Annotated in this window: 21 protein-coding genes; 14 read left to right on the forward strand and 7 right to left on the reverse strand. The window is 39.9% G+C overall.

Annotated elements, in window-relative coordinates:
* The first annotated feature begins 83 nt into the window (after nt 1–83).
* Nucleotides 84–818 carry a lysophospholipid acyltransferase family protein gene (locus ACTHN6_RS02285; protein WP_440434089.1) on the forward strand — a complete coding sequence of 245 codons (735 nt, stop codon included), beginning with the start codon at nt 84–86 and terminating at the stop codon, nt 816–818.
* Here ACTHN6_RS02285 and ACTHN6_RS02290 read toward each other — a convergent pair whose 3' ends face one another.
* On the reverse strand, nt 819–1181 hold the full coding sequence (locus ACTHN6_RS02290) for a hypothetical protein (RefSeq protein WP_440434090.1): 363 nt from the start codon (nt 1179–1181) through the stop codon (nt 819–821). It abuts the gene before it with no gap.
* A 233-nt stretch (nt 1182–1414) separates the two neighbouring features.
* On the opposite strand from ACTHN6_RS02290, the gene ACTHN6_RS02295 reads away from it, so the two are divergent.
* From ACTHN6_RS02295 to ACTHN6_RS02305, 3 genes are all read left to right on the forward strand, one after another.
* Nucleotides 1415–2656, forward strand: coding sequence for an exo-beta-N-acetylmuramidase NamZ family protein (locus ACTHN6_RS02295; RefSeq protein ID WP_440434091.1), 1242 nt, complete (start codon nt 1415–1417; stop codon nt 2654–2656).
* A gap of 147 nt (nt 2657–2803) precedes the next feature.
* Nucleotides 2804–5647 carry a hypothetical protein gene (locus ACTHN6_RS02300; RefSeq protein WP_440434092.1) on the forward strand — a complete coding sequence of 948 codons (2844 nt, stop codon included), beginning with the start codon at nt 2804–2806 and terminating at the stop codon, nt 5645–5647.
* Nucleotides 5648–5789: 142 nt separating this feature from the next.
* Nucleotides 5790–6884: a lytic transglycosylase domain-containing protein gene (locus tag ACTHN6_RS02305; protein WP_440434093.1), complete on the forward strand. Its 1095-nt coding sequence runs from the start codon at nt 5790–5792 to the stop codon at nt 6882–6884.
* A 77-nt stretch (nt 6885–6961) separates the two neighbouring features.
* On the opposite strand, the gene ACTHN6_RS02310 is transcribed toward ACTHN6_RS02305, so the two are convergent.
* Complete coding sequence (locus ACTHN6_RS02310; protein ID WP_440434094.1) at nt 6962–8365, reverse strand: tetratricopeptide repeat-containing protein; 1404 nt, start codon at nt 8363–8365, stop codon at nt 6962–6964.
* Between the two features lie 314 nt (nt 8366–8679).
* On the opposite strand from ACTHN6_RS02310, the gene ACTHN6_RS02315 reads away from it, so the two are divergent.
* The 10 genes from ACTHN6_RS02315 (at nt 8680) to ACTHN6_RS02360 (ending at nt 18549) form a co-directional block, all read left to right on the forward strand.
* On the forward strand, nt 8680–9762 hold the full coding sequence (locus ACTHN6_RS02315) for a glycoside hydrolase family 18 protein (protein WP_440434095.1): 1083 nt from the start codon (nt 8680–8682) through the stop codon (nt 9760–9762).
* A gap of 74 nt (nt 9763–9836) precedes the next feature.
* The gene (locus ACTHN6_RS02320; protein ID WP_440434096.1) at nt 9837–10205 is read left to right on the forward strand and encodes a hypothetical protein; all 369 of its coding nucleotides are present in this window, start codon (nt 9837–9839) and stop codon (nt 10203–10205) included.
* 278 nt (nt 10206–10483) lie between these two features.
* Complete coding sequence (locus ACTHN6_RS02325) at nt 10484–10780, forward strand: hypothetical protein (protein WP_440434097.1); 297 nt, start codon at nt 10484–10486, stop codon at nt 10778–10780.
* Nucleotides 10781–10812: 32 nt separating this feature from the next.
* Nucleotides 10813–11442 carry an SCO family protein gene (locus tag ACTHN6_RS02330; RefSeq protein ID WP_440434098.1) on the forward strand — a complete coding sequence of 210 codons (630 nt, stop codon included), beginning with the start codon at nt 10813–10815 and terminating at the stop codon, nt 11440–11442.
* A 4-nt stretch (nt 11443–11446) separates the two neighbouring features.
* Nucleotides 11447–11839, forward strand: coding sequence for a hypothetical protein (locus ACTHN6_RS02335; protein ID WP_440434099.1), 393 nt, complete (start codon nt 11447–11449; stop codon nt 11837–11839).
* Nucleotides 11840–12071: 232 nt separating this feature from the next.
* Nucleotides 12072–14363 (forward strand): TonB-dependent receptor, encoded by a 2292-nt coding sequence (locus tag ACTHN6_RS02340; protein WP_440434100.1) that lies wholly within the window; start codon nt 12072–12074, stop codon nt 14361–14363.
* 333 nt (nt 14364–14696) lie between these two features.
* Complete coding sequence (locus ACTHN6_RS02345; RefSeq protein WP_440434101.1) at nt 14697–15923, forward strand: sialidase family protein; 1227 nt, start codon at nt 14697–14699, stop codon at nt 15921–15923.
* Between the two features lie 95 nt (nt 15924–16018).
* Nucleotides 16019–17077 (forward strand): cytochrome-c peroxidase, encoded by a 1059-nt coding sequence (locus ACTHN6_RS02350; protein ID WP_440434102.1) that lies wholly within the window; start codon nt 16019–16021, stop codon nt 17075–17077.
* 38 nt (nt 17078–17115) lie between these two features.
* Nucleotides 17116–17526, forward strand: a complete 411-nt coding sequence (locus ACTHN6_RS02355) for a hypothetical protein (protein WP_440434103.1) — start codon at nt 17116–17118, stop codon at nt 17524–17526.
* A gap of 147 nt (nt 17527–17673) precedes the next feature.
* Nucleotides 17674–18549: a DUF6089 family protein gene (locus ACTHN6_RS02360; protein WP_440434104.1), complete on the forward strand. Its 876-nt coding sequence runs from the start codon at nt 17674–17676 to the stop codon at nt 18547–18549.
* Between the two features lie 152 nt (nt 18550–18701).
* Here ACTHN6_RS02360 and bla read toward each other — a convergent pair whose 3' ends face one another.
* From bla to ACTHN6_RS02385, 5 genes are all read right to left on the reverse strand, one after another.
* Nucleotides 18702–19586: a subclass B3 metallo-beta-lactamase gene (gene bla, locus ACTHN6_RS02365; protein WP_440434105.1), complete on the reverse strand. Its 885-nt coding sequence runs from the start codon at nt 19584–19586 to the stop codon at nt 18702–18704.
* Between the two features lie 184 nt (nt 19587–19770).
* Nucleotides 19771–21072, reverse strand: coding sequence for a RagB/SusD family nutrient uptake outer membrane protein (locus ACTHN6_RS02370; RefSeq protein ID WP_440434106.1), 1302 nt, complete (start codon nt 21070–21072; stop codon nt 19771–19773).
* 17 nt (nt 21073–21089) lie between these two features.
* A complete protein-coding gene (locus ACTHN6_RS02375; RefSeq protein ID WP_440434107.1) occupies nt 21090–24032 on the reverse strand; it encodes a SusC/RagA family TonB-linked outer membrane protein in 2943 nt (980 codons plus the stop codon).
* A 126-nt stretch (nt 24033–24158) separates the two neighbouring features.
* Nucleotides 24159–24719 carry a carboxymuconolactone decarboxylase family protein gene (locus tag ACTHN6_RS02380; protein ID WP_440434108.1) on the reverse strand — a complete coding sequence of 187 codons (561 nt, stop codon included), beginning with the start codon at nt 24717–24719 and terminating at the stop codon, nt 24159–24161.
* A gap of 82 nt (nt 24720–24801) precedes the next feature.
* The gene (locus ACTHN6_RS02385; RefSeq protein ID WP_440434109.1) at nt 24802–26265 is read right to left on the reverse strand and encodes an alpha/beta hydrolase-fold protein; all 1464 of its coding nucleotides are present in this window, start codon (nt 26263–26265) and stop codon (nt 24802–24804) included.
* Nucleotides 26266–26270 lie beyond the last annotated feature (5 nt).

A 26270-nucleotide genomic window follows, 5' to 3' on the forward strand; every position in this document is an offset into this window, starting at 1 on the left:
TTAAAAATATGCAGCTGAAGGGAGTGACACAACCGTGATGCCACATCTACAGTAGCTGGTAACAAAAAAATAACGCTTACTTTTTGAAATTTATAAAAGAAATATTTGGACGCATTTGGGCAACATGGGCCCTGGTTCTTTTTGTAAGTACAATTATTATCGCCTATATATTTTATATCCCCTGTCATTTTTTAAAAGAGCCGCAAAAAGCAAAATGGCACCGGCATGTATCAAGGGTTTGGATGTTCATTTACCTTACCCTTATTGGTTGCCCCCTCAAAGTTAAAGGCGCATCATATTTTAAAGGTTTGCCCAATTGTGTTATTGTTTCCAATCACAACAGCTTAATGGATGTGCCGGTAACAACACCGTTTATGTCAAGGGCAAATAAAACCATTGCCAAAAAAAGTTTTTCACGCATACCGGTTTTTGGGTGGATATACAGCTTTGGCAGCGTATTGGTTGACAGGAATGATGACCGCAGCCGGCGTAAAAGTTACGATGATATGAAGCGGGTATTAAGCCAGGGCCTCGATATGGTTATTTATCCTGAAGGCACACGCAACAGAACAGATAAACCTTTGAAGGAATTTTATGACGGGGCGTTTCGTTTGGCTGTGGATACGCAAAAACCAATTGTACCAACGCTGGTTTTTAATACAAGGAAAGTTTTGCCCGCACATAAAATATTTTACTTGGTACCGCATCGTTTGGAAATGCATTTTCTGCCGCCTGTGGAAAGCGTTAATACCTCTGCAAAAGCATTAAAAGACAAAGTGTTTAAAATAATGTGGGATTATTATGAAGCGCATCAATGATTAACGTCCCGGCTGAACAGGCTGCATCTTAATTATTTTATCAACAATATAAGGGCTAAAGCCACGCCAGGGTAAAGCATGTTTGTATTCTTTATAATGCAGGTCGTAATAATTGCCGCTGTTGTTCATTAAATAATTGGCGAGGCTGTCGTTGGCAATAGAAAACTCGAATTCGTACGACTGAATACTGCCGGCAGCCTGTGACCGGAAACCGCTTTGTATCAGCTTGCCTTCATAGGTTTTAAACAGGTTGCCTTTCTTTACCACATAATTTAACTGTCCGGATTTTACGCCTTCACCAAACACAAAAAGATAATTCCACCAGAAGATGCCGCCCCCAATTATTACAAGTATTATTATCAATATGGTAAAAAATTTTTTCAGCTTTGAGCTACGGGGTTTTAAAGATGTTGTTTCAGGATTTTGCACTGGCATATTTACAAAACATTTAATGAATAATGCAAATAGTGAGTTTGATCGCTCAATAAAATTACGCTGAAGATATCTTAAAAAGCAATTTTGTTTTGCTTGCCTATTTTTGAAATACAGTTGATCTTTTCACAAAGAGTTTATTTTTCAACACATAATTTTATTACATGAAATTATTGCCCGTTTTTGTAGTGTGCATATTATGTACAACAGTTTGCTTTTCCCAGGTTGATCTGTCAAAGCCTGCTATTCCCGGCGCTTACAGAACCAGCGTTTATATGCCTTTATTAAAGGGAAAGCGTGTGGGTGTGTTTGCCAATCAAACCTCCGTTATTCATCAAACCAATCTTGTAGATACGCTCGTTAAAAGCGGTATTAACGTGGTAAAGATATTTTCGCCCGAACATGGTTTTCGCGGCAATGCAGATGCCGGTGCACATGTGGGTAATTCTGTTGACCCTGACACGCATGTGCCCATTGTTTCTTTATATGGCAATAAAAGCAAGCCCGATGCAAATGATCTTAAAGATGTGGATGTGCTGGTATTTGATATACAGGATGTGGGCGCGAGGTTTTATACGTATATCAATTCCATGCAATATTTTATGGAAGCTGCTGCTGAAAACAATAAACCTTTAATGCTGCTCGATCGCCCAAACCCCAATGGCTTTTATGTTGACGGGCCCGTGCTGGATACAAATTTCAGGAGTGGTATTGGCAAACAACCCATACCTGTTGTGTATGGAATGACGATGGGCGAATATGCCATGATGATTTCCGGCGAAGGCTGGCTGTTTACTGACAAAGCCAATAAAAAATTTGCCTGGTATAAAAATCATGCGCAGAATTCGGTGGATACGCCTTTTCATTTCCTGGTAATTAAATGTGAGAATTATAATCACAAAAGCAGGTACCAGTTGCCGGTGAAACCATCGCCTAATCTGCCGGATATGGGCGCTGTTTACTGGTATCCGTCCACCTGTTTTTTTGAAGGCACCAATCTTAGTGAAGGCAGGGGAACAGATGAGCCTTTTGAAATTTTCGGCCACCCGTCTTTACCAAAAAACCTCTATGCTTTTACGCCGGTTTCAAAACCCGGCGCTACAGCGCCTAAACTCGTGAATCAAAAATGTTACGGATGGAATGTGAGTGATGAGAAGGCAGATAACGGGAAAATAAACCTTAGTTATTTATTGGAAGCTTATAAATTATTTCCTGATAAAAACAACTTCTTTCTAAAGCCAAAAACCGGTGATTATTTCTTTAATAAACTCGCCGGCAACAATATTTTAATGCAGCAGATAAAAGATGGGAAAACAGAAGCCGAGATCCGTGCGAGCTGGCAACCCGGCCTGGATAAGTTTAAACAAATAAGAAAAAAGTATCTGCTGTATGAAGATTTTGAATAACGGAGAGTAGTTGATTGGTGGCTAATTTGGGAATCAGGAATTAGAAATTTGAAAATAGACCTGTGCACTTGCGAGTTTTGAAATATTGAACATCAAACTTTAAGCTTTTTTGTTTGCCTGATCTTCATTTAATCGTCTAAACGAAAAATGAAAAGGCATAATTACCTCTTATTCTTTTTTTTGCTGGCCGGCTCGCAAAACCTCCTGGCCCAAAACATTAACGGCTATAAAGTTTATGTATCCAGACTATATGCTACCACGCTATATTTTCACGATGCTTATACCAAGTATAATTTTGGTGAAGCCACCTGCCCTTATAAATTCAATTCCCTGCTGGGCGATGAAAAATCTATTGCATTAGAAACATCAAGTGATGTGACAGCGCCTTATACCTTGTATGTAACCGAAGGCGGGCGCAAACATAAATTTACCGTTATATATAAAGAGCATCTTGAAGATGCCGAAAGAGATATTTATTTTACTGACCTGGACCTCGTAGCACAATTAAGCAAAGCGCCCGTAAACGAGCCTGTTGCTGCATCACCTGAGCCTGAACCACCCAAAAATGAAGCGCCTGCTGCAGTGCAAACTGCTGAAACAGCAGATAATAATGAAGCGAAATATGCAGATTTGGTGAGAAGGGCCAACAATGCTTTTACTTCCAGCCGGTATGATGATGCGCTTAAATTTTATACGGCAGCGCTGGCATTAAAACCGGATGATATATACCTGAATACCCAGGTGCAGGTTATTCAGAAGAACATAGCAACAGCAAAGATTGAAGAAGAAAATCGCCGTAAAGACAGTTCATTTCAAAGCTATATTAATGCGGGCGACAAAACATTAAATGATAAACAATACAACGCCGCAAGAATAGCTTACCTGGAGGCGCTGAAGATTAAACCGAGTGATGCGGCTGCCCTGGATCGGTTAAAAAAGCTTGACGAAAATATTGCTGTGGATAGTGTGAAAACCGTTCAGCAAAAGAAAGAAGCGTTGTATGCAAACTATGTTATGCTCGGCGATACAGCGGTGCATAAAAAATCGTATGACGCGGCCAAAACCGCTTATAACCAGGCTTTACTGATTAAGCCCGGCGATGCAGCCGTTGCAGCAAGATTGAAGAATATCAATCAGCAAATTATTGCAGACAGCATAAATACAGTGAACAGGAAAAACGCAGATTTGTACGCTGCATATATCAATTCGGCGGATAAAGCTTTCACTGAAAAAACTTTTGGCGTTGCAAAATCTGGTTACGATAGTGCCTTACTGCTAAAACCGGGCGATGTATATGCCAATGCCCAAATAAAAAAGATAGATGATATTTTAGCTGAACAGCAACGCCAGGCCCGGATAGAAATTGAACAACAAAAGAATGAAATCCTTCAAAAACAATACAATGACCTGATCAGTAAGGCAGACGAGGCCTATAAGGCAGCCATGTATAATGATGCACTTGAAGGTTATACCAAAGCATTAACCATTAACAAAAATGATCAGTATTCAAAAACCAAAATAGCCCAGATAAAGAAAGCACTTGAAGAAAAGCAATTAAAGCTGAAACAGGATTCTCTCAACAATATAAAATATACGGCAGCTATAAAAAAAGCTGATGATGCTTTTGTCGTAAAAGAATATATAACTGCGAAATCTTTATATAATGCTGCACTGGTATATAAAACCGATGATGAATATACCAATACAAGGATAACAGAAATAGAACACATATTAACGGAAGACGCCATAAAAAAGCAGGCGGAAAAAGACAGTATTAATAAAATAAACGAGATCAATAAAAAATATACAGCACTTATTACAGATGCACAAAAAGCATATAGTGAAAAAGATTATACCACAGCACGTGTAATGTTTTCTGAAGCAGCCGGTATAAAACCTGATGAACCTGAAGCGAGAAATAAAATAGTGATAATAGATTCTGAGCTGGCTGAAATAGCGCAAAAGCAAATTATACAAAGCCAGGCTGATTCATTAATTGCCAACGGGGAAATTGCAATGGCAACGCAGTTATACCCTTTGGCCCTTGATAATTTTAAGGCGGCAATGGCGCTAAACATACCGGAACAGCAATATTATCTTCAAAGACAGGTTAGTTATATACAAGACCAGTTAACCATACTTGAAAAACAAAGGGCGCATGAAGCACTAAAGCAGCAATTTGATTCGGCGATGAGCGCTTATGAAAAAGGTAAAGACGCACTAAAATATAAAGACAATTATGAAGAGGTTTTGTTCCACTACAGGAAGTACCTCGATATTGTTGGCAATATGGATAGCGCTACTTTGGAACAAAGCCAATACAACCTGGTAAACATCACTAAATATGTAAGAACTGTTATCACAAATATTAATGATGAATTGGAAAGAAAAAGCATTGCCGGTACCAATAAAGATACCGTGCGTGCAAAAGCGCCTGTGGCTTATGCTTACTATGCACCGGCCATTTATTATCCAAATCCGAAAGATCCTGCGTTGGGTTATGTTTACAGGAAATATCCTGACATTAATTTTTTCAGTTCTCCTACTGATCAAAAGTTTGACAGCCTCTTAAATTTTAATGTACAAAGCAACCTCATCGGCAGGGAAATAATGTCATTAAAACCTGAGCTTGAATTAATGGATAGTTCCGGTAATGTTAAGCTTATTTGCCAAAATATAGACTTTAAACATAACAATGTTTATTTTAAATTTCTTGTTCAGAATTACGACTCCACAGAATTTCTTACCGGCAGAATGTTGCTGAGTTATAAGCCACGCGGCAGCAAGGATTCTATTAAGCTCTATCCAAACTATGTTGCCAGCTATCCTATAATTTTAGGCGGCAGGCAAAAGGTGCTGGTATATGTAGCCAGGCCTGCAGCGATTGCTGATGAAGAAAATCTGCGCTTCGAATTAGTTGACAGGCTTGATAAATTAAAACTTGAGATAACAATACCCGGCTCCGCTTACAACAAAGAGCAGGGGCACTGAGACAGTATGCCTGTTTGCAATAACCATAGTAGCAAAAATTGCATGCTTTATTGCCAGCAACTATGAAATGCCTGTGTAAAATATTTTCAAACAGTAGAATATAAAGGCGTTCCATCCGGCAAAAAAAATAATATATACATGGATGAAATTTATTGTTATAACATATCTTATTTTTTGTGCCAGTTTATTTCCTTCATCAATAATATCCGCACAGCATACTATTATTTTTTGCGGTGAAACAGTGCCTGCCAATAATGCTATTGTTTCGGGCAAGCTGATGGATGTAATACGGAAACAGGTTAAGAACATCAATATGCCTGCATTGCGCAAACGCGCTAATACTTACCTTCCATGGATAGAAGATTATTTAAAAAAGAATAACCTGCCCGAAGATTTAAAATACATACCCATTATAGAAAGCGGGTTTCAAAACCTCACGTCGAGTGCAGGCGCAGGTGGTTTTTGGCAACTTATGCCGGCCACAGCCCGCGGCATTGGCCTGAATGTTTCGGAAAACGGTGATGACCGCGAAAATTTTTATAAGTCAACCAATGCAGCCTGCCGAACTTTAACGGATTACTACCGCATGATAAGAAACAAATACAATATATCATCGTGGGTATTAACTGCCGCCGCCTACAATTTTGGCATTGGGAATATTTTTAATGCTGTAAATAAGCAAGGCAATAATGATTATTTTTCCATGAACCTTAACGCGGAAACAGCATCTTATGTTTATAAGATTATTGCTGTGAAAGAGCTTTTTGAATACCCCGAATTCTATATGAAAGATTTTGGTTACAATATTTTTAATGCGCTTCAAAATCCAGCCGGCCATTTGCAGGAAATGCAGGCTGATACCACCGCTTTTAATACAATGACGGTGGATGTAAGTAATAATGATTCCTCAGGTTATATTTCTTCATTAAATATTGCCAGACAACCGGCAAGAGTTGTTTCTGTTGCTGCGAATATTATAGGGAAGTATAAAAAATTCACCGACGGTGAGCTTATATCTTTTCAGTTGCAGCAGGACCTTGTTGTAAAAAATACTTTCAATAAAAAAGGTAATATAATAAAGGGCACCGGCTGGATGATAGATGACAGGATATATATTGATCTTGGCTACGAAGACCATGATGTTGTAATAGTAAGTCCTTTAAATGGAAAGAAAGGCATCCTTCCTTCGGAGTTAAAAAATGATGAACTTATCATATTGCGCGTTCAAACCGATTAATGATATGCTAAGAATAACATATCGTTTTTAGTACGAACAATCTCACAATTAACCTGACCTTGATTTTTTCTTCATTACTATTCCTTATACACCCAGGGTTCTTCCAATAAGCTGCCATATTTTATAAGCAGCACTTTTAGCTTATCTACCTGTTCCCGGAAGCTTTGCATCATCCAGTCGGCATGTTCAATTGCCTGCGCCTGCGCAATAGCTTGCCTGTATTCGTCAAACCGGCCCAGTCCAAAATAAGCCTCTGCCTTGTTTACCAGTATCCAGAATTTTTGTTCGTTGTTATAATCTTTCTGCTTTTGAATATCTGCGTTACCTGCATCGCCTGTTCTTGCCATTTCAGCGGCTTCCCGTTTTTCAATTTCCGCCCAGTCGTTATCGCATATAAATAAGACCCTTTGCCTTACACGGTTGGCAAAAACCATATCCGCAATTTTATCTTCTTTTTTAGAATACAGGTTTGAGTTAACCCTGCAGTTAAAAGTATATGCCAGGTTAATAGCGTTGTAGCGGTTATTCAATAAAAAATAACCACGTTCATTATACAGGATAGCATTCTTAAGATGCTCTTCGCCCTGGCCGTTTTCATATAATTTCTTTTCTATGCTGCCTGCCAGCGCAACGGTTTCGGGATCGTTTGTATGATCCAGGTTTAACTGGTTTAATAATTGAAGTGCCTCATTCAATGCTGTTACGGTGTCGGGTTCACCGGCCTTATAAGTGGCTAAGGTAAGCCGCTGAATAATATAAGGATCGACACAAATATTATTCTTGTCAGCGTTTTTCTTAAGCGTCATTGCTGCATTAAATAATGTTTTTGCTTCAGTAAACTTCTTTGCTTTTAAGGCTTCTTCCGCTTCATCGCAAATAAGCGCAAGTGTTTTTACGGAGCCATCATCGGCAGTTGCCGCATTAACAGTTGTTCTAACATTGCTGATAATCTTATCAATCTGACTCTGTATTTTGGGAGGAATAAGATTGGATATAAAAGTATAAACCGGGCTATCGCTTGGCGGCGGCGTATGATTGGCCGCGGCATCAAGCAACTCATCCAGCACGCTATGAAATCTTTCCGCTTCACCATAATCAATGGAGTCGCCGAGATGGGTGTATTTGGTAATGGCAATATGATTAAGATCGAATGGGTAAACCAGCTTGTCTTCTGCAATTACGATGGTGGTAAAAGGGCGCAAAGCATGCCGTATGCCAAGCTCATAAACGGCGTTGGCATTGGTGGTTGAGAGGTCGGCGATCACTACATCAGCCTGCAATAATTCAAGGTACATCTGTAAATCTATCATGCCGGTGTTGGGAATTTCATCGGCCCTTATACATTCCCATCCTTTCTTTTCCAGTACAGGTTTTATAAGGTATTGATAAGATTTATTCAGATCAAGTTTGCGGCCGGTAGTGTAATCGGTTTTTACACCAAAACCCATTACAACAAAGCAACGTTTTGTATTTGCAGCCATGGTGTTTTAATTGTTAGTAGTACAAAATATTTTCTAAAATTAAGAAGCTGTTTTAAATAATGAAAATAATGCTAACGGTGTGACGCTTTAATTGATATCTATAATTATTTCGTCTGAAAAGCGTATGACCGATAAACCCTTAATCATTTTTAAATGAAAATCAAAAATTGCTTCTTAGTATTAATCGCTTTATGTGATGTTGAATTAATTATGTTTATTTACTGCTTAAGGCTTATGCAAATTATCCGCCCGTAAATAAACAGCTTTAATATCAGGCCGCATGTTGTATTCTTGCATAGCATAACATAAATTTTATGAAGAGATTACTATTGCTTTCCGGTTTATTAGTCGCCTGTATGGCAAATGCGCAAACCGCGCCCAAAAAGATTTCTGTAATTGCCTATTATGCCGGCAATGCAACCGCCATAGACGCCTACCCGGTTGAAAAGCTCACCCATATTATTTTCAGCTTTTGTCATTTGCAGGGCAATGAATTGCATGTTGATAAAATGGAAGATACCTTAACCATTCGGCATCTTGTTGAGTTGAAAAAACGCAATCCATCGCTGAAAATTATTTTATCACTTGGCGGATGGGGCGGTTGCAAAACCTGCTCGCCGGTATTTGCCACCGAAAAGGGAAGAAAAGATTTTGCCCTTTCGGTAAAACATTTAAACGAATATTTTAAAACAGACGGCATTGATATTGACTGGGAATATCCTGCTATCCCTGGCTATCCCGATCATCAATACCTGCCGGAGGATAAACAGAATTTTACGGCTTTGATGAAGGAGCTCAGAAAAGCACTTGGCAGCAAGTATGAAATAAGTTTTGCTGCCGGCGGGCTTGATAATTTTCTGCATGAATCTGTTGAATGGGATAAGATTAACCGGTATGTTGACAAGGTGAATTTAATGTCGTACGACCTAGTGCATGGCAACAGCACCGTTACCGGTCATCATACACCATTATATTCAACGCCACAACAGGTAGCGTCGGCAGACCATGCCATTCGTTTTTTTGATTCCATACATTTTCCTTTAAATAAAGTGGTTATTGGCGCTGCCATGTATGGAAGAATATTTAATGTAAACAATGATGCAGAGAATGGCCTGTACCAGCCCGGCAAATTTGATCATGGCATTTCATGGAAGAATTTTAACCAGCAGGATATGGAGCAGCAGGGATATGTTTATTATTGGGATGATACGGCCAAAGCGCCTTATATGTATAATAAAACACAGCATAAATTATTTACGTACGATAATGAGCAATCAATGGCGTTGAAAACAAAATATGCGCTTGATAAAGGTTTAAACGGTATTATGTTCTGGCAGCTTGCCGATGATAAACCAACCGGTGGTTTGCTGGATGCAATTGACGGGGCACTGCATTAAATAGTCTTACTTATGATCAAAATCATATTATCGTAATAAACATTATCCCTACTTTTGCGCAGGTTAAAAAAGAATTGAAAATCACTATTTCCATATTGCTTCTTTTTATCATCATGGTGCAAACATTTAGTTCGTTTGTATTTGATGCGGCTTATTCCCTCAATAAAAATTATATCGCGGAAAATTTTTGCGTAAACAAAAGCAATTCCCAAACACATTGTGAAGGCCATTGTTACCTTAATAAACAAAAGCAAAAAGAAGAAGGCAGCAATAAACAGGCAGCCGATAACAAAACCGAAAAACTACAGGTATCTGTTTATGAATTGCCGCAGGAAATTACTGCTATTGTTTACCGCACAACATTTCCTATAACTTATGGCGATATTATCAATATTGAATTGCCGGGTTATACTTCTTCCATATTTCACCCTCCTCTTGCATAAGTAGCTATAATCTTCACCAGTTATTAAAGATCTCTTTTTGCAGGCAGTGCCTGCAGCACTTTGTAATGCTGCACAGGCATATAAAATATTTGCAATGCTGATATATAATATTGCATGAAAAAGCTGCCTTGCATTTGGTAAAGCAGGTGTTTATTAATAAGGCGCCTGAGATTGCTACCGGTCTGACGTTTAAAGCGTTTGACCGCATAAACCCTGCTACTATCATAACATTAAAATATCGGCGGTTTTATGCCGCCTCAGCATAAAATAAATTAATCATGAATAAAATAATTTTTGTTGCATGCATGGCTGTAAGCTTTGGCATTGCAGCCTGCCATTCAGCATCAGACAAAGAAGAACACCAAACCGTTTTTGAAGCAGGCCCGCCAAAAGATACAGTGAAGAAAGATTTTAGCCACGTTGTATTTGCAACAAAAAAAGATACAAGCTGCGGCATGCCTTTAAGCGCAGGCATTGAAGATACTTTACAGTTTGATGGCAAGGTGTATGGCTTTTGTTCAAAAGAATGTAAAAATGCATTTGTTACAGTACTTAAAAAAGAAAAGAAATTATAGTTAAGCAATGTGCTTTGTAAAGCGGTTTACTTATGGCGAAGAAAAAGAAATTCCGTGTTGGCCAGCAGATCAGTAAATTTTTCCTTGGTGTAATATTAATGGGCTTGCTGTTTTTTGCTGGCATATTTCTCTATTCATCTTTTCAAAAAACATTACCGGTTTTGGGAGAACCCGGCCATACCGTGGGTGATTTTTCTTTTATTGACCAGGATGGCAAAACCATTACCGGTAAGGATGTTGAAGGGAAAATTCGCATAGCAGAATATTTTTTTACCACCTGCAAAGGCATTTGCCCGGTTATGAATAACAACCTGAAAGCTGTTCAGGATGCTTTTAAGCAACGCAATGATGTGATCATTCTTACACACACGGTTGATCCCGGTGTAGACAGCGTTACCGAATTAAAAAAATATGCGCAGCGCATACATGCTACCCCGGGCAAATGGGAATTTTTAACAGGTGATAAATACGAATTATATAAAATGGCGCAGCAGGATTATTTGCTGAGCGCTGATACGGCAACTGCTGCCAGTGATGATGGTGCATTTATTCATACGCAATACATAACACTGGTTGATAAACAGAATCGTATCCGCGGTTTTTATGATGCTACGGATAAACAATCCGTTCAACAATTAATAGCCGATATTAAAACATTATAACTAATTGCTGGCAGAAAAAACATACAGGTATTTAACGGCATTGGTTTTTGCAATATTGATGATTGCAGAAAGCTTTTCCTGCATTTTTATTGTAGCGGATTATTATACAAACATACATGCTTATGCTGCCCGCTGCATTAATAAGGACAAACCTCAAATGCATTGCAATGGTAAATGCCGGTTAAGCAAAAAGCTTCAACAAGAGAATAAAAAGGACCAGGACAATACTGAAACAAAACCAGGTGGTCAAACGGAAATCGCTGTTTTTTCAAAATTCCATGCGCCTTCACTGCCACCTGTTCCTGTTGCAGACATTAATAATAACAAGCAGGTTTTTATTTCCTGCTATCATCCCATAAACTGTTCATCTGATATTTTCCATCCTCCGCAGGCATAACTTTTAACAGCATCGGTCTTACCGTGCCGGTTATAAGCATGTAAATAGACCATGCATAATGTAATTTAAATATTGTTATTGCCTTATGAACAAACATTCAAAACACGTTGTTTCTTTTATAACCAGAAAGAAGCGAAACATAACGATCAGATGATTATGACACTCCATACAAATTTTGGCACACTGAAAATATTTATCGGGGTGTTGCATCTGGTCTATTAAAAATTATCAGATGAAAGGTATTATTATATTCCTGTTTTTCAGTTTTACAGCTCTCATGGCTGTTGCACAACATTCCGTTTCAGGAAAGGTGTTTGATGCGGTAAGCAAGGAAGCTATTAATGGGGCTACAATTAACAGCGGTAATAAAACTGTTGTTTCGGATATTTATGGAAAGTTCACCATTAATACCCGCGACAGCATTTTAAAAATAGGCAGCACAGGTTATGCTATTGCCACAATTAAAATTACAGGTTCAGATATGGCAGTTGCTTTGCAACCATCTGTCTACGAACTGGCACAGGTGATAGTAAGTGCTAGCCGTACAGCGCAAAAACGCAGTGAGGCGCCTGTTGCAATAGCTGTTATCAATAAACAAACTATTGAAGATGCAAAAGCACAGCGCCTGGATTTTTTGTTGAATAAGGTAAGCGGCGTAAACATGGTGAACCTTGGCAATGAGCAACACGAAATGAGCATACGCCAGCCAATGAGCACCAACAATCTTTTTCTATATCTTGAAGATGGCATTCCACTGCGTAATTCAGCCGTATTCAATCATAATGCTTTGATTGAAATGAATATGACGGCGGCGAAAAATATTGAGATCATCAAAGGCCCTTCATCGGCTTTGTATGGCGCAGAAGCTATTGCAGGTGTAGTAAACCTTATTACACAATCCCCGCCGGCGTATACAAGCGGTTATATCAGCGCACAGCTAAACAACAGGGGTTATAAACGCATCGATGCGCAGGCAGGCGCCACACAAGGCAAGCTTGGATTTATATACAGCGGGTATTATGCTGATCAAACCAACGGCCCCATAGAGCACAGTGATTTTCATAAAACGGCTTCTACTTTCAGGATGGATTATAAAATTGATAATAAAACCAACTGGAGTAACAGCGTTACTTATGTGGATTATTACAGCGATATGTACGGCTCTTTAGACAGCGCACATTTTGCACAGAAAAATTATGCAGCGCAAAAATTTTTTACCTACAGGAAGATATATGCATTCAGGGGAAAGTCTGTATTGAAACATTCATGGAATGATCACAGTGTTACCACGGCAACTTTTATGTACCGGAATAATTCTGTAATACAAAACCCCGCCTACCAGATTGCCTCTTATCCTGTTGGGGGCATTGCAGCCAATCCTATATCGAATGATACGGCCACAGGCAATATTAACAGCAACAGCTTCAGCTCTTATGGATTATTTATACAACATGTTCAGAAGTTTAAATTCCTGCAAAGCAGGCTCATCATTGGTTCGGGCGCTGAAGTATCGCCGCAGCGTTTTCATGAAGATTTTATATGGGTAAAAAAACAAAACGGGAATTATGTAAGCTTTACAAAAGCCAGCCCGGATTCGCTGCTGGCAAAATTTAAAACACTTGTTACCAATGCATCCGTTTATACTGCTTATGATTTTGCAGTTGCAAAAGGGCTGCGCATATCCACGGCGTTGCGGTATGATGCATTCGGGTATTCGTTTGTAAATTTTCTTACCGGCTCAAAGGTTACAGGCGGCCCTTCCACCGTTACCAATTATCATAAGCTGGCGCCGAAACTCGGCTTCACCTATAACTTTAATGGTATTGGGTTTTATGGAAATTACAGCCAGGGTTATGTGCCACCGCAGATCACAGATGTGTTTGCTAAAACCAACAGCACTTATTTAAAACCACAGAATTTTATTAATTATGAAATTGGCGGATGGCTGTCGCTGGTGCAGCATAAATTATATATTGACTGGAGCGCCTATCTTATGAATGGAAAAGAGGAGATCATTTCTGTAAGGATGGATGACGGCACTTCGCAATCACAGAATGCCGGGCAAACAAAACATAAAGGTTTGGAATATGGTATTACATATACACCATCAAAGGAATGGATGCTGCGTTTTTCCGCAACCAATGCCAGGCACAGCTTTGTAAATTATATTTCACGTGGTGTAAATTATAATGGCTATGATATGAGTGCTGCGCCCAACTTTTTTTGCAATGCAGAAATAGCTTATAAACCAAATGTTATAAAAGGGTTGAGGATTGATGCGGAATGGCAGCATCTTGGCAAATACTTTATGGACAATTTAAATACGCATACTTATAACGGGTATGATGTTTTCAACCTGAGAGCAGGTTATGCAAAACAGCATTATGAAATATGGATAAACGCTTTAAACATATTTGATAAATATTATTCTGTTTTATCAACTTATTCAGGTTCCGGGTATACCTATCAACTGGGCGATCCAAGGGCGTTTACGGTTGGTGTTTCTTATAAGTTTGGAAAATGATGACGTGAATATTTATACTCAAAAGAATATTCAATTGTAACATCTGCAAAATGAAGATCGAACATTGGTTATTATTTAACGTGTTGTGCTACTAAACTATATAGAAGGAGGGTGAGCCGTGATTTCGACGATAGGAGAAATCTCTGCTTTATTTTGAATTTGTAATTGTGCAGAGATGTCTCGTTACCTCGGCATGACGTGTTAAAAACATTGTTTAATAGTACTTCCTAAAATTTTTAATAGCACAACAAGTTATTGTGTATTTTAAAATTAAACCTTAAGAAGGATTAAGACAGTCAAACAAATAAATAAATAATGGCAAACCATATTGACATGAAAAAGATAATTCCTTTTTATCCTATCATTATATTCATATTTTCTTCCTGCCACCTGGAAAATAGCGTGCCTTCTATCAGTTTATCGCAGGAAAAGAATATTGACAGCGCACAAAGCTCCTGCCCGTTTCTAACAAAAGACAACAACAATAATATCGTCCTTAGCTGGGTAAGGGAAACGGGTTCTGATAAAGCCATCGTATGCTATGCGGTTTCAAAAAATAAAGGCAAAACCTTTGATAGCACAATAGAGGTTACAGCAAGCGATAATGTTTATCCGCACGGGGAAAATATGCCTAAGCTTATTTTCAAACCTTCCGGTGAAATAATAGCGGTATGGGGCGCTGCCAATAAAAATCCTAAAAATGCTTATGCGGGCCTTGTGTATTATTCTGTGTCTTTTGACAATGGTAAAACATGGGCATCAAAAAAACTTATCACAAATGATACGGCAAGTTATGACCAGCGTTATTTTGATGTGGCATTGTTACCGAGCGGAGAAGCTGCCATCGTGTGGCTGGATAACCGTAAAACTATGAACAACGAAGGCTCCGGTTTATATTATGCTGTAACAAAAAATAAAGGAGGTTTTCAAAGTGAAAAGCTTATCAGCGAACCCTGCTGCCAGTGCTGCCGCACAGATTTGTTTGTTGATCAATCAAACAATATCCATGTTTTATATCGTGCTATAATTAACGATAGCATTCGCGATATTGCCCATATCGAATCAAAAAATAACGGGCAAACATTTTCACGGCCTGAAAGAATAAGCAATGATAACTGGGTGATTAACGGCTGTCCACACACCGGCCCCTGCATGACTGAAAATAAAGAAGGGTTGCATTGCACCTGGTTTACCGGTGGAAAGGAGGCAGGTGTTTATTATACCAGTTTAACCCATAGTGATACGGTGTTCAGCAGCAGGGATATGGTTAGCGGTTATGCTGCAAAACACAGCCAGATTGCATCCCTGCCACAGGGAAATTTAATTACGGTATGGGATGAAAGTGTGCCGGTAAACAATACGTATAGTAGCTGCATTGGCCTGGAAGAAAAAGACGCGGAAAATAAAAATATTCTCCGCAGGTATATTACGGATAAAAACAGCGGCGCTTCATTTCCCGTGATATGTACGGCTGATAAAAATAAAGTACTTGTGGCTTTTACAAAAAGCAATAACGATAAAAAAAGCGTAGTATTTAAGCAGGTGCAATTCAATAATTGATTCATGTTAGCTGTACCTGCGTAATATTTTTTTGATTTTTTAAATGCGGTATTATTGTGAAAGAATTTGCAACACAACAGTAATAAAAAGCGGGCATGCGTATAAAAATGTTTACCATATTAAGTTTTGTTGTTGTGGTTTTATATGCATTCACCAATATAACAACCCATCAGTCAAAATCTATATTTAAGCCGCCTTCCAATTTTCCCGAGCCTGTTTATAATTTTGAACAAAACCCTGTAACAAGAGCCGGGTTTGAATTAGGAAGATATTTGTTTTATGATACAAGGCTGTCTGGTAATGCTAAAATATCGTGCGGTTTTTGCCATATACAAAGCGATGCATTTACACAGCACGGACATATTGTAAGCCACGGTATAAATAACCGCACAGGCATTCGTAATGCGCCGCCTGTTATGAACCTGGCATGGGCAACATCGTTCATGCTTGACGGACGTGCAGCAACATTAGACAAACAGGCGCTTATTCCCATTACAGGGCATGTGGAAATGGATGGTTCTATTGACACGATTATTGCAAGGCTGCAACCGGATAAAGCTTATCGTTCTATGTTTAAGAAAGCCTTTGGGTCTTCAACAATTACAGAGCAAAATATATTAAAGGCTTTATCTCAGTTTATGCTCATGTGCATCAGCGCCAATTCGAAATATGATAAAGTGATGCGGCATGAAGGCGAAACATTTACAGAAGATGAAGCAGCCGGTTATGAAGTATTCAAAAGAACCTGCAACGGTTGCCATAAAGAACCCTTGTTTACCGATTATTCATTCAGGAACAATGGGTTTAATATTGTGTCAACAGAAGATAAAGGCGTTTTTAATATAACCCATGATTCAGCCGATATGTATAAGTTTAAAGTGCCATCGTTGCGCAACCTTGTTTACACCGCGCCTTATATGCATAACGGGCAATTGTATCAGTTCAAATCCATTATTCCGCAATACAGGTTTTATATTGAAAATAATCCGAATCTTGATACGTTATTGATGCATAAAGGCAGGCGGGGTTTTGATATGACGAATAAAGAAGCAGAACAACTCGAGGCTTTCCTGCAAACATTAAACGATAGCAGTTTTGTGAATAATTCCGCATTATCAGAACCGGATATGCAATACAAGGCGGATATTTTTTAATGGATAAGATGATGCCGGTACATCACATTAGTAAAAACATGAAGAAAGATATAATCATAAGGGATAAAACCATTGCAGTTTTATTTCATCGCAACAGCATAGGCATCATAAGCAATGAAGGGTTATTTGAACTGGTAAAGAAACTGCCGGAAGATGCAATGGAAGAATTTATATCAGTTGTTAAAAAAGAATATTACGACAATTATAATAAAGATTTTGATGTATCAGACGATTCAATAACCATTGAAATATGGGGGCATGTTTTTGCAGAACAGTTTGCTGATGCTATAAAATCGCTTACAAACATTAAGCTTATTGATAACCTTGCTGAAAAAATAAATGCACATTGCGCAATAATAAATATTGGCGAACGGGAACATGATAATAACCGGTTTGTATGGGATGGGCTTGCCGCCTTTAAACCGGCTATAAAGGCTTTGCTGTTCTGATATATACAGGGCAATACAGTATGCCGGAGGCCGTTTCACGGCTTGCGGTTTAAAGCTTCCGGCAGCCCGAACTGCCGGTTTTTGTTATTATTTAGCAATATTCGTGCACAAGGGAATAATTTTTGCTATTTGGCGTTATTTATGTTTATGAAGCATTATATGTTGAGCAAAAAAGCAACTGTTTTTACTTTAATCGCTGCATTTTTTCTAACTATTTCCATTACATCTGTTGCCCAGGGCTTTGGTATTTACGCTTCGCCAGGAATTATAAATTATGGCGGCGACCTGCAAAAGAAAGTATATACTTTCAGCCAGGCCAGGTTTGCCATAAGTGGCGGTTTATTATACAATTTCAACCATTTTACCATACGCGGGGCGCTTACATACGGAAAAATACAGGGCAGCGATTCCACCGGTGGCTTTAAAGTCCGTAACCTTAGCTTCCAAAGCAAACTTGGAGAAGCCAGCCTTGCTTTACAATACGATTTATTCACGCTGGATGAAAAAAAATTTACCCCATATGTTTTCGCAGGCGGAGCGTTGTTTTATCATAACCCTTATACCATTTATGAAGGCAGAAGGGTTAATTTAAGAAACCTGGGCACAGAAGGCCAGGGCCTTTCAATCTATCCCGACAGGGAAATGTATTCACTTACGCAGTTTGCCATACCGCTTGGTGTTGGTGTTAAGTATAAGCTTACAGATCATTGGCATGTAGCGCTGGAGTTTTGCAGCCGGTTTTTATTCTCAGATTACCTGGATGATGTAAGCAAAACTTATCCCGATGAAGCTGCATTGCAGCATGGGAGCGGGCAACTCGCTGTTGATCTTTCATACAGGGGTGATGAGATTGATCCTTCACGATCTTTTCCTGCCGAAGGTGTGCAACGCGGCAGTTCATCCCATAACGATAATTATTATACTTCTTCTCTTTCTATTATTTATATGTTTTCACGCAGTGAATCGTTTGGTGGCATAGGCAGGCATAAAAAAATGAAAGCACTCGATTGCCCCAAACTATAAAATTGCAATACATCAACTATAGCAACACTTGCCATCAAAATTATTGGCAGTAATTTTTTGTGTAAAATACAGGGCCAATACTTGACAAACCGGGTGGATAAAGTGCCGGAAGTATTGTAGATATAATGTTTAAATAGCAAATCAAGCAGCGGTCATTTCTTCACATCTTCCTTTATTTTTTCATCATACTGCTTTTCCAATTTGGCTAATGCATCAACGTAACCCTTTTGATCAATAAACACCGAAGGTTTATACGCATCGCCGGGATGATGTTTTTTATGCAAATCAAACTGGCTGGCATGCCCCGCAAGCCATATATCAAACTGAACGTTTTTCATAGCGTTTAAAGTATAGGCGTAATCCTGCTGAATGTTTGGATAGGCAGTAACCTCATTAAAAGGCTTATCTACAATAATGCTCGGCATATTGGCTATAAATACACGGTAAGAAGTATCAGCATCGTGCACCGTAAACAAAAAACTGCATGAACCCTTTGTGTGGCCGGGATGATGCAACATAACCAATTGCATTTCACCAAGGCTTATCGTATCACCATCATGCAATAAGCGGTCTGGATGCACAGGTTTAAATGTAACGCCGTATTTACCCAGTTCGTAATCAGACAAGCCGCCACTTTCAAGTACGCCGGCATCTGCCGAATCAACCATCACCTTTGCTTTTGTTTGGGCTTTAATAACAGCCATTGCCCCGGTGTGATCATAATGAGCCTGCGTTGTAAGCAGAATTTTTGTATCATTAAATTTAAACCCGAGCGTTTCAATATTCTTTTTTATTTGTGATGCCGAAACGGCTGTTCCGGTATTGATAAGCATATTACCTTTTGATGTTGTGATAAGATAACAGGCCAGGTCATACGTGCCGACATAATATAAATTACCGGCAATTTTAAAAGGCGGGTAAGGTTTTATCCATTCCGGATCAATCTTTGGCTCTGTTACCTGTTGGGCATTTGTTGCAGATGCAAATGCTACGAGTAAAATAAGGCTGATGATTCTTTTAAAATAATATTGATTCATGGATAATAGTTGTGATGGCAAGGTGTCAAATGTATCGTCTTAATAACTAACCTGCGGATTTCATAGCCACAGTTAGTGGTTTATCAGGCCAAATATAACGGGGATTTGTTTTCCGCTAAAACATGAGTGCCTGCCGGAAGGCAAGCACTCATAACTAATATTCACAGAAAGCCTTTTCTGTTAATTATTCTGTTACCGGTAAAGGAAACTCCGCCCACACATCGTCGCCCGGCCTGTCTGTTGGCAGCTCATCTAACTTATTATAGCGGCGCATATCAATCCATCTATGCCCTTCAAAGTATAATGAATAGCGGCGTTCATACAGCATTTCATTAATCAATGCCGCCTGTGTTTGGGGACCGCTGTAATTTCCAAGGCCATGTTTTGAGCGAATTACATTCAATGCCTTTATTGCTTCGTTGAAATTATTCAGTTGAATATTTGCTTCAGCATAAATTAGTATTAATTCTTCATTCCTTATAACTGGCATAGGTGCAGTGCTTGAAGTATAAACCCACACATCACGGTTACTGCTTAAGCCGGCAGGTATGGATGCCGTTGTATTACGCAAGGCTGTTTTATTAATGCGGTCATCATTTGCAGCAATGTCTGCGGTAAAAGAAGGATGCGCCACACGTACTTCCCCATTTTGATTTTGCGGAATAAATGCAGGGTTCAGCTGGTCGCCCGATCCTGTACCAAACACATTATTTATGCCTGTATAGAAATCGCCGTTCAAATCAAAGAAAGATTCATTGAGTGCCGTTAAAGCATCGCTCCATTTTTCTTCATATATATTAACCCTTGCAGCCAGTGCACGGTTGAATTTTAATAAACCGGCAGCACTGCCAAATGCGCCAAATCCAGCCAGGGGAAATTGAACATCTGCACCTGCGAGATCTGTTTTGGCTTCATCTAATAAAGATGAAATTGCAGCCAGCCCGGCATTATAATCCACAACAGGCCCGAGGTTATCCGGGTCAGCAACATCAACACGAATGCCATTTGAATAAGTAAGGTTCAGGTTCATTAAAAGCTGGTGGGCTTTTATGGTTTTTGCAAAACCCGTATAGCCCTTTTTCTGGGCATCGGTAATCAGCGTGGTATTGTTAGCAGCATCAATCAGCACATTGCAGTTTTTAATAACCCTGTAACGTGAAGCCCAGGGCGTGGCAATATAAAAGTTGCTGCCGCTTAATTCTGCATCGTTGGCGCCAAGCAAATCTGTTACATAACGCGGCTCGGAAGGAGAGAAGCGGTATATCTCCCTGCCTATCGTTCCCACATCATCCAAATAAAAAGCAATGGAATTGCGCATGCCCGATTCTGTGCCGCTTACGAGATTGTTAAGTTCTGCTGCAGTGGCATTATTTTGATAGGCTTCCACAGTGGGGCCGTTTAAATTGCCATAATCTTTTTTGCAGGCAGAAAAGAATAAGATAGTTCCTGCAAAAAATAATGTTTGTATACGATTATATTTTTTCATGATAGTATATGTTGGAATTAAAAGCTGAATGAAATATGAAATGCTGCACGTTTGCTGGCAGGATAAGGCAGTACATCCACACCGGTAGAGAAACCTGTACCGAAATTGGATACTTCAGGATCGTAAGACCTGTACTTCGTGATCGTTAAATAATTATTGAACGATACGCCAACATTAATGCTTTTGATAAAGCTGTTAGGAAATTCGGTGAACGTATAATACAAGCCGGCTTCACGCAAACGCAGGTAGCTTGCATCTTCCACAAATATGCGTGCCGTTGTGCCTATCTGCATAATGCGATAAACAGCATCAGGTACACCCATCTTATTCGTTACCTTATCATAGTCGGCACTGGTGCCGCCAAAATCACTTTGCAGTGAAGTGAGGTTAATATTATCGCCGCCATTTTTCCAATGCAATAAGAAACGCAGGCTCAGCTTGCCAAAGAAAGTAACTTCATTATAGGTATTCATCTGGAAGGTTGGCTCAGCATCCCCTAAAACACCAACACCATTATCGCCATCCAGGCCCACAATTTGCGTAGCAGATTTTCCTTCTTCTACCTGGAACGAACCTAACACATAACCAAAAGAACCCTGCGGTATCGGCGGAATAATAAGCCTTGTAACCTTCGACCTGTTGAGCCAGAAATTAACCGATGTATTCCATGTTACAGATTTTGACTGAACAGGGATGGCATTCAGGCCCAGTTCAACACCATGATTGCGCAGGTCACCTGCATTCAGCCATTTGCTTGAAAAACCCGATGAAGACGGCAGGCTTTGCAGCATGAGAAAATCGCTGATGCTTTTATTATAATAAGTCAGTTCAAAACTTAGCCTGTTGTTTAAAACGCTAAAGTCAATACCTGCTTCCAGCTCTTTCTGCCGTTCCGGTTTAATGTTGGCATCGCCCTGCTGTATATTCACAATTACGCCCGGGTTGCCCGCAATATTTGATATGGCCATACCTGTAAACTTGCTGCCATAAGCGGGCACATTATTAGCCTGCCCGTAAGCTGCACGCAGTTTTATATTGTTGAAAAAACCTTCATCAACAATACCCGATCTTGTAAGGTTCCATGACAAACCTGCTTTAGGATACGTATAAAACTTTGCGGCATCGCCATTATTGCTGCTCCTGTCGAAACGCACACCGGCTGTTAGTGTAACGGCATCAATAATGCTGGCTTCCTCCTGTATAAAAACGCCCGAGTTAAGATATTTGGTGCGAAGCTGTGTTGCATTTAAAGCACCGGCCTGGCTTACATTTTCCTGGCCTGCTATCACCTGTGTTGCCACATTCAGCAGGTTGTTGTAATCGCCTGTTTCCTGCGTAAAGCCAGCCGATGTTGTAAGCGATAAATTATCAGAAGGCGTGAATGTGTTCACCAGTGAAGCAATGTAATTTGTGCTTACATTTTTTGTAAAGCCCTGTATAGATGTGCCTTTATTTACGGCCTGCCACTGCAGGGTGCCGGGGAATAGCGCCGACGTCTGAAGGTTATAGAAATCAACGCCGCCCCTTGCAATAAATTTCGTGGTGCTTTTGCCGCTGTTTTGCAGTGTGGCTTCAAGGTTCAGGCCTGTAATAAAGCGGTTTACAGATTCATTGTTCTTCATCAATGCAATTGTTTGCAAAGGATTGGAAGCTGCAAAAGTGTTTGCAGGATAATTACCGTTTGCATCAGGATGCAGCTCTGCAAATGAGGGAGTTGAGGAAAGCACTACGCCAATGGTTGCACCAACGTTATCGTTGCCAAACAAACCCCTGTCTGAAGAGGAGTTGATATAATTTGTCGTTATACCAATCTTTATGTTATCCGAAATACGATGGTCAACATTAAGCCTTAAACCGGTATTGCGATAGCCCGTATGCTTCACAATACCGCCTTCATCTTTTTGTGATGCAGAAAAGAAGAAAGATGTTTGTTCTCCACCGCCGGTTAAGCTTAATTCTGTATTGCGTGCAAAGCCGGTGTTGTCATACATTTCTTTTTCATAATCATAAATATGGCCTGCGGCCTGTGCATCCAGAAATTGTTGCCTCAAAGCTTCGCTTGTAGCGGAATCGCTTGATAAGCTTGCGGCGCGGTCGGCAGTGAATTCCCTTACACCCAATAATTTTCTTACGTTTATCAGCCCAAGGTCCTGCGAAACATTTATAGCTGTTTTTCCCTGCCTGCCTTTTTTGGTGGTGATGAGGATAACACCGGCGGCGGCTTTTGAACCATATATAGCTGCTGCAGAAGCGCCCTTTAATATTTCAATGTTTTGAATATCCTGCGGGTTAATATCAGCAATACGGTTTGATGGGTTATCCTGTGTTGAAGTGGCGGCACCGCCACTGGCCGCAGATGTAACGGCATTTAAACCGGCAGAAGTAGCGCTGTTATCAACAAACACACCATCCACCACATATAAGGGCTGTGTGTTGCCATATACCGATGTTACGCCGCGCAGCTTAACCGTAATGCCGCCGCCGGGTGCACCAGAATTGGCGTTGATATAAGCGCCCGGAATTTTACCTTCCAATGCGCCGTCTAATGTTTGTGCAGGCGCTGTGCTGCTTAACTCCCTTGAAGAAATGGTGGCTACAGCATTGGCAAGATTTCTTCTTTTTACATTGGTGGATAAACCGGTTACAATTACTTCATCCAGGTTGGCAACATCCTGTTCAAGGATAATAACTGATTGTGTTAACGTATCCGTTTTTATTGTCCTGGATTTGAAACCTGTTGCACTAAGCACAATGATTGAATTGTTTGCATTGGGTATGGTAACAGCGCCCTGTGCATCTGTAACCATCGTTCTTTTTTTATCAATCGAAATGGTTACACCGGCGATAGGTTGGCCATTTGACTCCTGCACTTTTAAACTCACCGCATTATCCTGTGCGGATAATAACAACGGAAAGAACAGCACACATAACATTACGTTAATTGATAGCCTCTTTTTCATTCGTATATTTTTTATTTTTTCAATAGCCTCATGGAACCCCGCTATGTATAATCCCTGTGTGAAAAAAATTAGCAGCGTGGTTCCATTTTGTGTTTTGATGTTTGTTGTAAAAATTGTTAGTTGGTTTTATGCAGGTTGAGGTGTTGAAAAAATATAATTGCCATAGCCATGTTCGGCAATTTGTTTGGCCCTGGGCGGATAGGTGGAAAGATCAGCCGGTGTATTGGTGGCAAGCCCGTCAACATAGCGGTTAAACATGCAGAACAAAGCCGCGATTAAAACTGTGTCATGAATGTCTTTGTCTGTTGCGCCTGCTTCTTTTGCTTTTTTAATCTGATCTTCCGTTACATGCCTGCCGCCTTTTTGTACGCTGCCTGCAATGCTTAATAATGTTTTCAGCTTATCGGGAATTTCAGCTTGTTCATAATCATTTTTTATTTGATGGATGAGCTTATTGTCATCATTCAAATAACAGCTCACAATGGCGCCATGCGATTGCTGGCAATAAAAACAATCATTGAGATAAGAAACATATGTGGCGATCATTTCCCTTTCGGCCATGGTTAAGCCTTCATTAGTACGCAGCATTAAGTTGGCAAGTTTTCCCATGGGCTCTGCTGTTTGCGGGCTGAAAGCCATCAGGCTTCTAATGCCCGGCAGGTTGGGATCTACATTTATGTACGGCATAGTTTGGTTTTATTTTAATTAGAAATTTTTGATGTTTTGCATATTGGTCTGACGCTTTAAAAGCGTCAGACCGTGAGTGATATTATTTGTCTTTTAGTTTATTATACTGCTGCTGCAGGAATTGATAGCCCGCCGTTTTATATTCCGGCGTTGATACGGTGAAATGATCGCCGGGATAATAGGCAAACACAAAATCTGCATTGATCTTTTTCATTTCATTGTCGAATAAATGCACTGCATAATTCAATAAAAAATTATCCTGTTCGCCCACAGACACCCTTATCTTTTCTTTAAGATCAGGTTCAAGCTGCTGCCAGTTTTTTCTTACATACAATGAGATGTCGTAATTCTTCCAATGCTCAACTGTTACCGGGTCAATTTCACCTGTTAATTCGTTACATAGTCTTCGCGGAGAGCCGTCATTATTTTTTATACTGAACACCGCATCAAAAGAATGCATCTGTTCGCCGCGGTATATTACATGTTCCATCTGCAACATGTTTTTCATGGTGATCCATGGAAAGCGGCCTGCAATAGTGCCTGCCGCCCTTAATGAACTATCCTTTGCATAAAAAATATTTTTGTCTTCATACAAATTCACCTGCTGGAAATTTCTGAAATCAACCGGGTCGGGAGAACTTGACCAGCATGCATCAAACACTTTTGGATAATGTGTCTGCAACCATAAAACCGTCCAGCCTCCGCTGCTGTGGCCCGTCAGCAATCTTGCTTTATCAGTCCTATATGTTTTCTCAACCTGCGGGATAAGTTCCTGCGTAAGCGCATCGCCCCATGGCCCGTTATTATCACTGTTGGCATACACGCAATGGCCAAGGGAACAATTACCATCAAGAAAAACCCTTATGCATGGCGTTGTGTCTACCGGCATGGAGGGATCGTTTTTGCCGGAATAATTATGATAGTCGCCGCCATAGCCTGAAATCCAGTACAACACCGGGAATTTTCTATCGGGCTCCTCATAATATTCTTTGGGCAGCAATATGGCTGCGTTAATAGTTGTTGGTCTTTTGTAAGATGCAGAAAGTAATGCCGACGGCACTTTCAACTCCTTTACAAATTGTGTTTCAGCAAAGCTTTTTTCTTTGATTACATTATTGCAGGCAATATTAAAAACTGCACCCGTATGCTTTGTGAGCTGCACCGTTATTGCATCGTTATACATATTGCCGGGGCTTTCAGCAATTGAGCGCCCGCCTTCATTCTTATCCCACACCACCTGTGCGTTATATTCGCCCCTTTCTATATCCGATAGTTTAACAGGATATGAAACTGCATTATCATCAAACAAAATTTTACTGCCTGGTTGTATGTTATTTACCGTGATGGCAAAACAGGGAAACCTTTCAACGCCAACCATTTGGTCTTTTGGTGATTTGGACTCCTTCGAAAGAAACAAAAGCACCTTGCCTGAAAAGTTTTCATCAGATGCGGCTGGTGTAAAGCTTACGCTGAACTTTTGGCCATAAACATGTAAAACGCTTATGGTGATGGCAATTAAAAGACAGCATTTTTTATACTTATTCATTGCAG

Origin of the sequence: Parafilimonas sp. (genome assembly GCF_051953455.1) — a bacterium.
GTDB lineage: Bacteria > Bacteroidota > Bacteroidia > Chitinophagales > Chitinophagaceae > Parafilimonas.